The following is a 13,724-nucleotide window of genomic DNA, read 5'->3' as shown; positions in this document are numbered from 1 at the left end:
GCGCGCCCCATTCGATCGACGAGACGCACGGCCCAGGCCGTGCGTTTTCGTGCATGCGTGCCTGGCCGTGTCGAAAACGCGGAGGCCCGTTCGTCGCCCGGACATGCATCCATCTTCGGCTGCGCATTTCGAACGGGAGTCGCCCATGTTTTCCATCCGCACCGCCGTCGCCACCACCGTGTTCCTGCTCGCCGCCAGCGGCAGCGCCCTCGCCGCCGCCACGACGTACCGGATCGATCCGGATCACACCTACCCCAGCTTCGAGGCCGATCACATGGGCGGGCTGTCGGTATGGCGCGGCAAGTTCAACCACACTCGCGGCACGGTGACGCTGGACAAGGCGGCCGGCCTCGGCACGGTGGACGTCACCGTCGACATGACCAGCGCCGATTTCGGTCAGGAGCAACTCAACAAGGGCGCGCAGGGCAAGGATTTGTTCGAGACGGCGAAGTATCCGCAGGCCCGGTACACCGGCAAGCTCGTCGATTTCGTCAATGGAGCGCCGACCCGGGTCACAGGCAAGCTGACCCTGCACGGCGTCACCCATCCGCTGGACCTGAAGATCGACAGCTTCAAGTGCATGCCGCACCCGGTGTTCAAGCGCGAAGTCTGTGGCGCCGATGCGCTGGCCACGTTCCGGCGCGACACCTTCGGCATCGATGCCGGCAAGGATTACGGCTTCGGCATGAACGTGACGCTGCGCATCCAGGTCGAGGCGATTGCGGCCAAGTGAGACGCGCCCTCACCCCAGCGCCAGCACATCCCCCAGCAACGCCTGCGCCGTCACTTCCGGGCCGGCGCCCGGACCCTGGATCACCAGCGGCTGGGTGTTGTAGCGGGTGGTGGTGAGGGCGAACTGGTTGTCGGTGCCGTACAGGCGCGCGGCCGGATGGGTCAGCGGCACTTCGGCCAGGCCCACGCGAGCCAGGCCGCGCTGGTTGAGGCGGGCGAGGAAGCGCAGCACGCAACCGCGCGAGGCGGCGGCCGCGTGACGCGCGGCGAGCGGCGCATCCAGCTCGCCCAGTCGCGCCAGGAACGTGTCGGCATCGAGCGCACGCAGCGCCTCGGGCACCAGGCCTTCCACCTGCACCTCGTCGCTGCCCAGCGAGAAGCCGGCGTTGCGCGCGAGGATCAGCAGCTTGCGCGCCACGTCCTCGCCGGACAGGTCCGAGCGTGGATCGGGCTCGGTGTAGCCCAGCCGACGCGCCTCGCGCAGCAGCTCGGAAAACGGCCGGCTGCCGTCGTACTGGTTGAACAACCACGACAGCGAGCCGGAGAACACGCCCTCCAGCGTGAGCAGGTGATCGCCGCATGCGCGCAGCCGACGCAGCGTGGACAGCACCGGCAGGCCCGCGCCGACCGTCGCCGAATCACCATAACTGCCGCCACTGCCCAGCGCCGCCTGCAGCGCGCGCCAGCCGGAGAGTTCACCGCCGGCCAGCGCCTTGTTCGCGGTGACCACGTGGTAGCCGTGCGCCAGCCACTCGGCGTGGCGCGCGGCCAGCGTCGCGCTGGCGGTGGCGTCGACGATAACTTTCGTCGCCGCCTCGCTGGCATCCAGTGCCGCGAGCAGGCTGGCGTTGTCGCGCGGCGCGCCGTGCTGGTTGAGCTGCTCGCGCAGGCCGCGCCGGGCCAGCCGGTCCGGATCGGTCTGCTGGCGCCGCGAGTTCGCCGCACCGACCAGGCGCAGCGAACGGGCCGCGTCGGTGTTGAGCAGCTTCAGCAAGGCACCACCCACCACGCCGGTGCCGAGCAGCACGATCGCCGTGGTCGACGCCGCCGCGCCGCGTGCGTGGAGCGCGTGCTCGGCCAGCACCGCGCTCATGCGGGCACCCGGCGTTTGGACGTCCGTACCGCTTCGGCGCGGGCCAGTGCGACGTCGACGTCGCGCAGCAGGTCGTCGCCGTCCTCGATGCCTACCGACACGCGCAGCAGGCTGTCGGAAATGCCCGCCGTGCGCCGCGCCTCCGGCGCCATCGAGGCGTGCGTCATGGTCGCCGGGTGCGCAATCAGGCTTTCCACGCCGCCCAGCGATTCGGCCAGCGAGAAATATTCCAGTCCATCGACGAAGGCCTCGATCTGCGGCACGTCGCCGTCCAGTTCGAAGCTGAGCATGGCGCCGAAGCCGAGCTGCTGGCGCGCCGCCAGCACATGGCCGGGGTGGCCGGCCAGGCCCGGGTAGTAGACCTTGCGCACGGCAGCATGGCCGTCCAGCCGCTCGGCCAGGCGCGCCGCGTTCTCCTGGTGCTGGCGCAGGCGCACGCCCAGCGTGCGCAGGCCGCGCAGGGTGAGGTAGCTGTCGAACGGCGCGCCGGTGAGCCCGGTGCAGTTGGCCCACCACTTCAGCTGCTCGGCCACCGCCGCGTCGCGCGCCACCACCGCGCCGCCGACCACGTCGCTGTGGCCGTTGATGTACTTGGTGGTCGAGTGCACCACCACGTCCGCGCCGAGCAGCAAGGGCTGCTGCAGCGCCGGCGACAGGAAGGTGTTGTCGACCACCAGCAGCGCGCCGGCCGCATGCGCGGCTTGCGCGACGTGGCGGATGTCGGTGATCCGCAGCAGCGGATTGGATGGCGTCTCCACCCATACCAGCGCCGGCTTGCGCGCCAGCGCCGCGGCCAGTGCCACGTTGTCGGTGAGGTCGGCGAACTCGACCGCGAAGCGCCCCTTCTTTGCCCACGCATCCAGCAGGCGCCAGCTGCCGCCGTAGCAATCGTGCGCCGCCAGCACGGTGGCGCCGGGCGGCACCAGTTCCAGCGCCAGCGCCACCGCCGACATGCCGCTGGAAGTGACCACCGCGCCGGCGCCCTGCTCCAGCTCCGCCAGCGCCTCGGCCAGCAGGTCGCGGGTGGGATTGCCGCTGCGCGAATAGTCGTATGCGCGCTTGCGACCGAAGCCCTCGAAGCTGTAGTTGGTCGACAGGTGCAGCGCCGGCACCACCGCGCCGTGCTGGGTGTCGCTTTCGATGCCGGCGCGCACGGCGCGGGTACAGGGGGCGGGTGAGGTCATCTCAATCTCCAGGTCTTTCGGCAATCGGTGAAGTCGCAGGGCGGGCACTGCCCTACAGGGCTATCGCCTCGCGCAGCAGCGGCGCGAGTTGTTCGGGTTCTTTCAGGAAGGCGTCGTGGCCGTAGGGCGACTCGACCACTTCGAGCGTTGCCGGGCCGCGCAGGCGGCGCTGCAACTCGCACAGGTCCGCCAGTGGCACCAGCCGGTCGGACGGAAAGCCGATCAGCGTCGCCGGCGCGGCCACCTGCTCGGGCTCGACCTGGTGCAGGTCGATCGATTCGGACAGGGCGAGGAAGCGATCGGCGTCGAAGCGCTCGACGAAACGCCGGCCCTGGTGCTCCAGGTAATCCTCGACCGGGAAATGGAAGCGTTCCGCGCGCTGCTCGGGCGCGCCGGCGAAGCGGCGACCGAATTCGGCGCTACCGCGATAGGTGGTGATCGCCAGCTGCCGCGCCAGCGCCAGCGCCTCGTCGACATGCCCGCTGGCCTGGCCCAGCCGCACGATGCCGCGCTGCACGCTGCGCTGGGCGGTGCTGAGCGGGTGCGGCCGGTGGGCACCGGCCAGCAGCACGAGTCGGTCTGCCGCACGCGGATGGCGGGCGGCGAAGGCCAGCGCCACCATCGCACCGTAGGACGAGCCGACGAAGGCATGCGCGCGGGCGATGCCCAGCGCGCGCAGCAGGCCAGCCAGCGCATCGGCCTGGTCTTCGCTGGAGATCGCCTCGGCGCCGAGTTGCGCGCTGTCCAGCCAGTCGATCGACAGCACCCGGCAACGCGTCAGGTCGATCGCCGCGCCGTCGTTGGCCAACTCCCGCCACCAGCCGGCCGCACCGCTCACATCGCAATCGGCCGAGATGCCGCCCTGCACGATCACCGTGGGTCCCCCCACCGCGCCGTGCCACGCGTAACCAACCTCGACTTCGCGCGGGCCGCTGCCGTACTTCGGCTGCAGGATCAGCCGGCGGCTGTCGCGCCGGGCGGCCAGGCGCAGGCACGGTTCCCCCGACGGCACGAACGCGTCGTGCGGGGTGTCGATACATCGGGCTTGGGACTGCAAGGTCATGCCAGTGGCTCCGGTCGGCATCGCCCCGCGGGGGACCGGAGTGGCCGCCGCCCGTGACTCGGCGGCGCAGGCCGCGAAACGGGTGACGCCCATCTACCGGCAGGTGCACCGCGCACCTCCGCAGGAGTTGGCACCTTGACGGAAACGCTCCGCAGGTTGCCCCGGCTTCAAAGGGCCTGTCCCTCAGCCGGTCTCGATGAGTGGGCGGATGGTGGCGCCTCGAACGACTTGTGTCAATAGACGTCTAAACATCTAAACGTTTATATGGGCGAAAGGCATCGCATGGACACTTCGAGAGACGTCGACGGGCAGTGCTCGCCGTGTGCATTGCCGGGGTGGCGCACTGTCCGGCTGCGGGGGATGCTGCTACCGTGTCGCCCCATGACTCCCCCTCTCGACCGCCCCGCCTTGCAGGCCCGCCTGCATCGCGACGGCTTCGCCTTCGTCACCGCCGAACACATGCGCCAGTTGCTGCCGATGCCGGAGATGGATGACTGGCCGGCCTTTCGCGCCAGCTGGAACGACCTGGCACCCGACACCTACCTGGCGGCGGTAGGTCGGCATCGCAGCCGGCGCCACGCCACGTTCGCGATCGAGCCGGACGGCACGCTGCAGCGCCAGCCGCACCAGCCGCACTGGCAGAGTGCGCGCTACAACCCGTTGCAGGGCGACATCCAGCGCTGGTTCCTGCCGATCCGGCCGGCGCTGGCCGGTGGCGCCAGCATGCGCTGCATCCTGCAGTTTGCGCATGCGCTGTTCGCCCCGATGGCGGCCGGCGGGCCGCGCCGCTGGCATGTCGAGACGCACCAGTTCCGCATCGAGGCGCGCGCCGACGAGCCTGGCGAGCCCACCCCGGAGGGCGTCCACCACGACGGCGTCGACTACGTGCTGGTGCTGCTGATCGACCGCCAGAACATCGAGAGCGGCACCACCACCATCCACGCCGATGACGGCGCGCTGCTGGGCAGTTTCACCCTGGCCCATCCGCTGGACGCGGCCATGGTCATCGATGCCCGCGTCAGCCATGGCGTCACCGCGGTCACCCCGATCGACCCGGCGCAAGCGTCGCATCGCGATGTGCTGGTGGTGACCTTTCGCGCTGCCGCGCCGGCGTCCCCCGGCGCCTGAGCGCACCTCGCCGGCGGCCATTTGCGCCATCGAATCGGCCGCTGCGACAATCACCGAACGGCCTCATCGCGAGCACGCCATGCCCCTCATCGCCAACCTCCTGATCGTCCTGATCGCGCTGCTGCACCTGTGGTTCCTGATCCTCGAGATGTTCCTGTGGACGCGACCTTCCGGTCGCCGCGCGTTCGGCCTCAGCGAGGAGTTCGCCGAACAGTCGCGGGCGCTGGCGGCCAACCAGGGGCTGTACAACGGCTTCCTCGTCGCCGGGCTGATCTGGGGCGTGTGGCTCGGCCCGGACGGGTTCGCCATCAAGGTGTTCTTCCTTGGCTGCGTGCTCGCCGCGGGCGTGTTCGGCGGGCTCACCGCGGCGCGCAAGATCCTCTGGTTCCAGGCACTGCCGGCCGCGGTCGCGTTGCTGCTGGTGCTCGCTTGAGCCGCGCGCAGGGCCCCGCCCGGGAAGCGGTGGGGGCGCGCTTTGATCCGGCGCTGATGCTGCGCGCCCGCGAGCGCAGCTGGGCGGCGCTGCAGGCGATTCGCGCGCGCATGCAGCCGGGCATCAGCGAACCGGAGGCGGTGGCGCTCGCCCACGAGGTGTTCGCCGAACTCGGCAGCGAGCGGTTGTGGCACCGGCCGCTGATCCGCATCGGCCGCAACACCACCAAGGGGTTCCGCGAGCCTTCCGAGCCGGGCGTGCGGCTGGGCGAGAACGACAGCTACTTCATCGACCTCGGACTGGTCTTCGACGGCCACGAAGGCGACGTGGGCGATACCTTCGTGGTCGGTCACGCGCCGCAACGCCAGGCCTGCGCCGACGCGGCGCGCGCCCTGTTCCGGCAGGTGGCCGACGCCTGGCGCCACGACGGCCTGAGCGGCCGCGCCCTGTACGCCTTCGCCGCCCAACGCGCCGCGGCCATGGGCTGGCGTTTCAACCAGGCGATCAAGGGCCACCGGGTCAGCGATTTTCCGCATGCGATCCACCACGGCGGCGACCTCGGCGACCTCGACCGCGTGCCGGCCAGCGGCCTGTGGATACTGGAGATCCAGCTCGCCCACCCGAGCGAACCCTTCGGCGCCTTCCACGAAGACCTGCTCGAGGGCAACCGCCTGAGCTGAGGGTCGCGCCGGTCACAAGCTGACGCATCGCGTCGCTGGCCGCCGGCAGCGCGACCGGCCGAGGCAGGCGCAGCCTGGGCCGGCGCTGCCCGCGCTGGCGCGGCCGGCGGCGTGGACAAGACTTTTGGCACCGCTCGTGCATGAGCCAAGGCAGGCAACGCGACGCGCCCCATTCGCCGGGTCGTCGCCACTGGGGAACGAGGACACGCACATGCTGGCCACTACAACCGACTCCGCCGATACGTCAGATCGACACGACCAGACCGTGCGCCGCTTCATGGAGCACGCCCGCGCGGTCGCCGCCGGCGAAGCCGAGGGCGACGTGTTCACCTGGTTCCTGGCCGGCGAATACCAGTGGGAAATGGAAGCCGCCGGCACCTGGCTGGTGGAGTCGCCGGCAAGCCGGTTGTCCGTGACGGAGAAGGACACCATGCGCCACTTCATGTCGTGCATGCCGGCGATCCGCGACGCCATCCTGGACGGCCGCAAGGCCGCCGCACGGCGCAACGACAGCTCACTCGCGCCCGAATGGACCGACTGGCTGGAACTGGCCGCGCTGCCGAGCTGGAACGACTTCACCATCCGCACCGCGATCCTGCTCAGCCAACTGGGCGAACCGGCGCGCAACGACCCGCACTACGGCATCGTCGCGGGCTGAGCCTGCGCCCCCTCCCCGGCTTGCGGGGGAGGGTCGGGTGGCTCGCTCCCGGCAAACGAGGAGCGAGAACAGGAACCTCATCCCCTCACCCTCCCCATCCCCGGGGGAGCGGCAGCGCGTGGCGCACCGCCACCCGTGCCCGGCCACGCCCTGATCCCTGCACGTCCCTCCTCGCTACAATGGGCGGATCGCCGGTCGCATCCTGCGCTTCCGGCCCTCTCCAATGGACGCGCGTCATGGCTCGCAGCAAACCTCTGCAACGTTTCCGCAACATCGGCATCATCGCGCACATCGACGCGGGCAAGACCACCACGACCGAGCGCGTGCTGTACTACACCGGCCGCAAGCACCAGATCGTCAACACGCACGAGACCAAGGACGGCAAGGGCTCCACCACCACCGACTACATGGAGCAGGAGCGCAAGCGCGGCATCACGATCCAGTCGGCGGCGGTGACCACGGAGTGGAAGGGCCATCAGATCAACCTGATCGATACCCCGGGCCACGTCGATTTCACCATCGAGGTGAACCGCTCGCTGCGCGTGCTGGACGGCGCCGTGGTCGTGTTCGACGGCGTCGCCGGCGTGGAGCCGCAGACCGAGACCAACTGGCGCCTGGCCGACCAGTACCACGTGCCGCGGCTGTGCTACGTCAACAAGATGGACCGCATCGGCGCCAACTTCGCGCACTGCGTGAAGGGCATCCGCGAACGCCTGAACGCGCCGGCGCTGCTGTGCCAGGTGCCGCTGGGCAGCAGCGACGAGTTCTGCGGCATGGCCGACCTGGTCGCCGGCGTGGCGCTGATCTGGCAGTCCGACGACAAGGACAGCAAGTGGGAGACGGTCTCCTTCGAGGAGGCGCAGCAGCGCCTGAAGTTCGCCACGGCCGCCGACAACGAGTGGCTCTCGCAACTGCCCGCGCTGCGCCAGGAGCTGCTCGAACACGCGCTGGCGATGGACGATGACGCCTTCGAGCGCCTGATCGAAACCGGCGAGCACGACCCGGAAGTGCTGAAGAAGTGCATCCGCACGGGCTGCGTCAGCGGCAAGCTGGTGCCGGTGCTGTGCGGCTCCTCGTACAAGAACAAGGGCGTGCAGCAGCTGCTGGATGCCGTGGTCGACTACATGCCCTACCCGGGCGAGAACGGCGGCATCTCCATCGTCGACGAGGACGGCAACGCCATCGGCGAACAGCCGGTCACCGACGATGCGCCCGCGCGCGCGCTGGCGTTCAAGGTCATCAACGACCAGTTCGGCACGCTGACCTTCTGCCGCATCTACTCCGGCGTGATCCGGAAGGGCGACACCCTGCTCAACGTCACCCGCGGCAAGAAGGAGCGCGTGGGCCGCATCGTCGAGGTGCAGGCCGACCACACCCGCGAGATCGACGAGACCCGCGCCGGCGACATCTGCGCCTTCGTCTCGATGAAGGAGACCGAGACCGGCGACTCGCTGAGCGACCCGGCGCACCCGGCCCTGCTCGAACGCATGCGCTTCCCCGACCCGGTGATCAGCGTGTCGGTGGAGCCGAAGAACCGCAACGACGTCGACAAGCTCTCCACCGCGCTCTACAAGATGGTCAAGGCCGACCCCTCGCTGCGCATGGAGGTGGACCAGGAAACCGGCCAGACCGTGCTCAAGGGCATGGGCGAGCTGCACCTGGAAATCACCATCGACCGCATGCGCACCGAGCTGGGCGTGGAAGCGAACATGGGCAAGCCCAAGGTCAGCTTCCGCGAGGCGTTCGGGCAGACGGTGGAGCACACCTACACGCACAAGAAGCAGTCCGGCGGCTCCGGCCAGTTCGCCGAGGTGACGATCATCTTCGAGCCGGGCGAGCCGGGCTCGGGCGTGGTGTTCTCCGACGAGGTGGTCGGCGGCCGGGTGCCGCGCGAATACATCCCCGCGGTGCAGCACGCGATCGAGGTCGAATCGCGCCAGGGCCAGGTGGCCGGTTACGAGGTGGTGGATTTCAAGGCGCGCCTGATCGACGGCAAGTACCACGACGTGGACTCCTCCGCACTGGCCTTCGAGATCGCCGGGCGCGCCTGCTTCCGCGAGGCGCAGAAGCTCAGCAAGCCGAAGCTGCTCGAACCGATCATGAGCCTGGAGGTGGTCACCGAGGCGAGCTACCTCGGCGACATCATCGGCGACATCAACCGTCGCCGCGGCAGCATCTCCGACCAGGGCCAGAAAGGCACGTCGGCCTTCGTGCAGGGTTTCGTGCCGCTGTCGGAGATGTTCGGCTACATCAACTTCCTGCGCTCGGCCACCAGCGGCCGCGGCAACTTCAGCATGATCTTCGACCACTACCAGGAAGTGCCCGCCAGCATGGTGGAGAAGCTGATGGAGAAGGAGGCGAAGTAGGTCCGACAGCCGCTGCGACGAGAACCACCGCGACACATGGAGCAGGCCCGGGAGCTGGCATCCCGGGCCTTTTCGTTGGTGGCTGCTCGCGGCGACCACGGCAATTTTTACGCGAATTTTATGCCGTCACCGCGTGGCGCTATGCCGCTGTTACGGCCCGACGCCCAGACTGCGCGCCTGATCCATTCCAGGCAGTGCAGATGTTTCACCTCGTCGTTCTTCCCGTCGCACCGGCATCCGCCGGGCCCATCGCCATCGGCCATGGCGCATGAACAACCCGTCGCAAAGGCGCCGGCTCGCCGCCCTGGCACTGGGCGCCGTGGGCGTGGTCTACGGCGACATCGGCACCAGCCCGCTCTACACGTTGAAGGAAGTGTTCGGCGAGCACGGCGTACCGGTCACGCCGGCGAACGTGCTGGGCGCGCTGAGCCTGGTGTTCTGGTCGCTGATCATCGTGGTGTCGATCAAGTACGTGCTGTTCATCATGCGCGCCGACAACAACGGCGAAGGCGGCATCATGGCCTTGCTGGCGCTGGCCCAACGCAGCGCGCGCGACGTGCCGTATCTGCGCATGGGCCTGATCGTGCTCGGCCTGTTCGGTGCCGCCCTGTTCTATGGTGACGGCGTGATCACGCCGGCGATATCGGTACTGTCGGCGGTCGAGGGGCTGAAGGTCGCCGCACCGGGGCTGGAGCCCTGGGTGCTGCCGATCACCGTCGGGGTGATCATCGGGCTGCTCTGGCTGCAGAAGCACGGCACGCATCGGATCGGCGCCGTGTTCGGCCCGGTCTGCGTGATCTGGTTCATCAGCATCGCCGGCCTCGGCGTGCTGGGCATCGCGCGCCATCCGGAGGTTCTGCGGGCGCTCAGCCCGACCTACGGCATCGACTTCTTCCTGCGCAACCACGCCGAGGCGTTCTTCGCGCTCGGGGCGGTGGTGCTGGCGGTTACCGGCACCGAGGCGCTGTATGCGGACATGGGCCACTTCGGCAGGCGCCCGATCCAGTTGGCCTGGTTCAACTTCGTGCTGCCGGCGCTGGTGCTGAACTACTTCGGCCAGGGCGCGCTGATCCTGCACGACCCCGCCGCGGTGGCCAATCCGTTCTATCACCTGGTGCCGCGCTTCATGCTGTATCCGATGATCGCGCTGGCCACGACCGCCACCGTGGTTGCCTCGCAGGCGGTGATCTCCGGCGCGTTCTCGATGACGCGCGAGGCGATGCAACTGGGCTACATGCCGCGCATGCGGGTGGTGCACACCTCGTCGGAGATGGCCGGCCAGATCTATGTGCCGTGGATCAACCGAATCCTGTTGATCCTGATCGTGGCGGCCGTGCTCGGCTTCCGCTCGTCGGACAACCTGGGCGCTGCCTATGGCATCGCCGTCACCGGCACCATGGTCACCACCACCCTGCTGGCACTGGTGGTGGCGCGCTACCAGTGGCGCTGGCGCCTGCCGGCCGTGATCGCCACGGGCACTGCCCTTCTCACGGTGGACGTCGCCTTCTTCAGCGCCAACCTGGTCAAGGTGGAACACGGCGGCTGGTTTCCGCTGGCGCTGGGCCTGTGCGTGTTCGCGGTGATGACGACCTGGCGCCGCGGACGCGAACTGGTGGTACGGGAAATCCAGCAAGGCGGCGTGGCGTTGGCGCCGTTCATCCGCAACCTGGCGGATCATCCGCTGGTGCGCGTGCCTGGCACCGCGGTGTTCCTGACCGCCAATGCCGAGGCGATTCCCAGCTCGTTGCTGCACAATCTCAAACACAACAAGGTGCTGCACGAGCGCAATGTGCTGCTTACCGTCGAGACACTGGATACGCCCCGGGCCGAACCTCCGGAACGACTTGAATGGACTGCGCTGGGCCAGGGCTTCACCCGGTTGCGCCTGCGTTTCGGTTTCAGCGAGGACCCGGACATACCGCTGCGACTGGCACAGTGCGGCCATCACGGCCTGCCGTTCGACATGATGGATACCACCTTCTTCCTGTCCCGCGAGACCGTCGTGGCCGGCCGGCATGCCCACGGCATGGCGGCTTGGCGTGACCGCCTGTTCGCCTTCATGGCGCACAATGCGCTGTCCGCGACCGCGTTCTTCCGGATTCCCGGCAACCGGCGCATCGAACTGGGATCGGAGGTGGAGATATGACACGACATCGGCCATCGACCCATCGCCGGGAACACCCGTCGCATGCATGAGCCGGCGCCACGCCGCCCGCACGACGCGGCCGCGGCCGACTACCTTTTCGCCACCGCGGTCACGCTGGCGGCTTTTGCGCTGACTTTCGTTGCCGACCGCTACCTGTCGATCGCCAATCTCTCGCTGATCCTTCTGACCGGCGTGCTCGCTGTCGCGGTACGCAAGCGCATGGCGGTAGCCGTCTATACGGCCGTATTGTGTTTCCTCGGCTACAACTTCTTCTTCACCCGCCCGCGGTACACGCTGGCCATCGCCAACGGCGACGACGTGCTGGCGATCGTGCTGTTCCTGATCGTCGCGCTCGTCTGCAGCCGCATGGCCACCCGGCTCTCCGACCAGATCGCCTCCCTGCGAACCGCGCAGCAGCGCACGCGCACGCTGTTGCAGCTGGGCAGGCAACTGGCCACCGCCGCCGGTGCCGCGGCGATTCGCGAGGTCGGCGCTCGCGCATTGACGCAGGCGGTCGGCGCAACCGCCCACATCAACCCTGACGAGCAAGCATCCGCCGTCGATCGGAACGGTGAGTCCGGCGGCGAGTGGGTGGTTCCGCTGACCGTCGGCGCCCACGGCCACGGCACGGTGATGTTTGCCACGCGAGGTTCGGACGAACCCGATGCCGAGCGGCGCGAGCTGGCCCTCGCGATGGGCCAGGACATCGCACTGGCACTGGAACGCGCCCGCCTGGCGCACGAGCTCGAGCAGGCCCGCGTGCAGGGCGAAACCGAGCGGCTGCGCAACGCCCTGCTCTCCTCCGTCTCGCACGACCTGCGCTCGCCGCTGGCTTCGATGATCGGCGCCGCCGACACCCTTGCCATGTACGAAACGCAGCTGCCGCGGGACGAACGGCAGGAGCTGCTGCAGTCGATCGTGCATGAGGGCCAGCGGCTGGACCGCTACATCCAGAACCTGCTGGACATGACCCGGCTCGGCCATGGCGCGCTCAAGCTGCATCGCGACTGGGTCGATGCGACCGAAGTGCTGGTGACCGCCACCGACAGGCTGCGCCGGTTCTTCCCGGCACTCGCCGTGCAGACCGCGCTGCCGCAGGAGACGGTACTGCTCTATGTGCACCCGGCGCTGATCGAGCAGGCGCTGTTCAACGTGCTGGAAAACGCCGCACACTTCTCGCCGCCCGACGAGGCCGTGCGCCTGGAGGCGGCGGTGATCGGCGAACAGCTGCAGATCGAGGTGATCGATCACGGGCCGGGCATTCCGCCGGATGAGCGGGCGCGCATCTTCGACATGTTCCATTCGGTCTCGCGTGGCGATCGCGGCAACAATGGCACCGGGCTGGGCCTGTCGATCTGTCGCGGCATGATCGGCGCGCACGGCGGCAGCGTGGAAGCGCTGGCTACCGCTGGCGGCGGCACCACCATCCGCATCACCCTGCCCCTGCCACCCGCACCGGAGAGCAGCGCTTGAACACTTCCGCGCCACGCGTGCTGGTGATAGACGACGAGATGCAGATCCGTCGCTTCCTCGACATCGGCCTGCGTGCCGGGGGTTATCAGGTGCTGCAGGCGGCCAACGCTGCCGAAGGGCTGGCCCTGGCCGCTACCCAATCGCCCGATCTGGTCATCCTCGACTTGGGCCTGCCCGACCGCGAAGGCCATGAAGTGCTGGCCGAATTGCGCCAATGGAGCTCGGTGCCGGTGCTGATGCTGTCCGTGCGCAGCGCCGAGAGCGAGAAGGTGCGCGCGCTGGACAACGGCGCCAACGACTACGTGACCAAGCCGTTCGGCATGCAGGAACTGATGGCCAGGCTTCGTGCCCTGCTGCGCCACCATCCCGCCACCGGCGCGGCCGACGTGCCGCCGCGGTATGCCGACGGCCATCTGGCGATCGACCTGGCCCGTCGCGAAGTCAGCCTCGATGGCAAACAGATCGCGCTGACCCGCAAGGAGTACGCCGTGCTCTCCCTGCTGCTGCGCCATGCCGGCCGCGTGATCAGCCAGCAGCAATTGCTGCGCGAGGTGTGGGGGGCGACGCATGTGCAGGACACGCATTACCTGCGCATCGTGCTGGGCCGCCTGCGCCAGAAGCTGGGCGATGATCCCGCCGCGCCACGCTGGCTGAAGACCGAGCCGGGCATAGGCTACCGTTTCCTGGACGGCAGCGGCGACGAATCCGCACCCAGCTGAAATCCTTGCCGCCACTGGCTGATGGGCGTGCACTGGCAGATATACTCGG

General features: G+C 68.9%; 12 protein-coding genes and 1 riboswitch. Of the genes, 9 read left to right on the top strand and 3 right to left on the bottom strand.

Translation table 11 applies throughout. The annotated features are described in order from the left end of the window. Positions 1 to 145: 145 nt before the first annotated feature. Entirely contained in the window at positions 146 to 733 is a 588-nt protein-coding gene (locus ACFCQI_RS11035; protein ID WP_395116622.1) for a YceI family protein, read from the top strand. Between the two features lie 9 nt (positions 734 to 742). Here the strand turns inward: ACFCQI_RS11035 and ACFCQI_RS11030 are convergent, their stop codons facing one another. From ACFCQI_RS11030 to ACFCQI_RS11020, 3 genes are read right to left on the bottom strand one after another with little or no spacing between them, the layout of a single operon-like run. Then, the gene (locus ACFCQI_RS11030) at positions 743 to 1,825 is read right to left on the bottom strand and encodes a homoserine dehydrogenase (RefSeq protein ID WP_395116620.1); all 1,083 of its coding nucleotides are present in this window, start codon (positions 1,823 to 1,825) and stop codon (positions 743 to 745) included. Continuing rightward, positions 1,822 to 3,021, bottom strand: coding sequence for a cystathionine gamma-synthase (gene metB, locus ACFCQI_RS11025; RefSeq protein ID WP_395121342.1), 1,200 nt, complete (start codon positions 3,019 to 3,021; stop codon positions 1,822 to 1,824). The genes ACFCQI_RS11030 and metB overlap by 4 nt, the downstream gene beginning before the upstream one ends. Before the next feature lie 40 nt (positions 3,022 to 3,061). Next, a complete protein-coding gene (locus ACFCQI_RS11020; RefSeq protein WP_395116618.1) occupies positions 3,062 to 4,072 on the bottom strand; it encodes a homoserine O-succinyltransferase in 1,011 nt (336 codons plus the stop codon). A gap of 86 nt (positions 4,073 to 4,158) precedes the next feature. Further along, positions 4,159 to 4,275, bottom strand: a riboswitch (SAM riboswitch). Between the two features lie 178 nt (positions 4,276 to 4,453). Between ACFCQI_RS11020 and ACFCQI_RS11015 the strand changes: the two genes are divergently transcribed. The 8 genes from ACFCQI_RS11015 (at position 4,454) to ACFCQI_RS10980 (ending at position 13,675) form a co-directional block, all read left to right on the top strand. After that, a complete protein-coding gene (locus ACFCQI_RS11015; protein ID WP_395116616.1) occupies positions 4,454 to 5,200 on the top strand; it encodes a 2OG-Fe dioxygenase family protein in 747 nt (248 codons plus the stop codon). A 79-nt stretch (positions 5,201 to 5,279) separates the two neighbouring features. Next, positions 5,280 to 5,633 (top strand): DUF1304 domain-containing protein, encoded by a 354-nt coding sequence (locus ACFCQI_RS11010; RefSeq protein ID WP_395116614.1) that lies wholly within the window; start codon positions 5,280 to 5,282, stop codon positions 5,631 to 5,633. Next, a complete protein-coding gene (locus ACFCQI_RS11005) occupies positions 5,630 to 6,313 on the top strand; it encodes a M24 family metallopeptidase (protein WP_395116612.1) in 684 nt (227 codons plus the stop codon). Before ACFCQI_RS11010 ends, ACFCQI_RS11005 begins: the two co-directional genes overlap by 4 nt. A 211-nt stretch (positions 6,314 to 6,524) precedes the next feature. Further along, the gene (locus ACFCQI_RS11000; RefSeq protein ID WP_395116610.1) at positions 6,525 to 6,971 is read left to right on the top strand and encodes a hypothetical protein; all 447 of its coding nucleotides are present in this window, start codon (positions 6,525 to 6,527) and stop codon (positions 6,969 to 6,971) included. A 236-nt stretch (positions 6,972 to 7,207) separates the two neighbouring features. After that, positions 7,208 to 9,337 carry an elongation factor G gene (fusA, locus tag ACFCQI_RS10995; protein ID WP_395116608.1) on the top strand — a complete coding sequence of 710 codons (2,130 nt, stop codon included), beginning with the start codon at positions 7,208 to 7,210 and terminating at the stop codon, positions 9,335 to 9,337. A gap of 268 nt (positions 9,338 to 9,605) precedes the next feature. Further along, positions 9,606 to 11,483, top strand: a complete 1,878-nt coding sequence (locus ACFCQI_RS10990) for a potassium transporter Kup (protein WP_395116606.1) — start codon at positions 9,606 to 9,608, stop codon at positions 11,481 to 11,483. Positions 11,484 to 11,525: 42 nt separating this feature from the next. Continuing rightward, a complete protein-coding gene (locus ACFCQI_RS10985; protein WP_395116604.1) occupies positions 11,526 to 12,956 on the top strand; it encodes an ATP-binding protein in 1,431 nt (476 codons plus the stop codon). After that, positions 12,953 to 13,675, top strand: a complete 723-nt coding sequence (locus tag ACFCQI_RS10980; protein WP_395116602.1) for a response regulator — start codon at positions 12,953 to 12,955, stop codon at positions 13,673 to 13,675. Before ACFCQI_RS10985 ends, ACFCQI_RS10980 begins: the two co-directional genes overlap by 4 nt. The last annotated feature ends 49 nt before the right edge of the window (positions 13,676 to 13,724 follow it).

The organism is Rhodanobacter sp. FW102-FHT14D06 (genome assembly GCF_043950705.1).
Lineage (GTDB): Bacteria > Pseudomonadota > Gammaproteobacteria > Xanthomonadales > Rhodanobacteraceae > Rhodanobacter.
The sequence above is the reverse complement of the archived record's forward strand: the minus strand, read 5'-3'. Positions and strand labels throughout refer to the sequence as shown.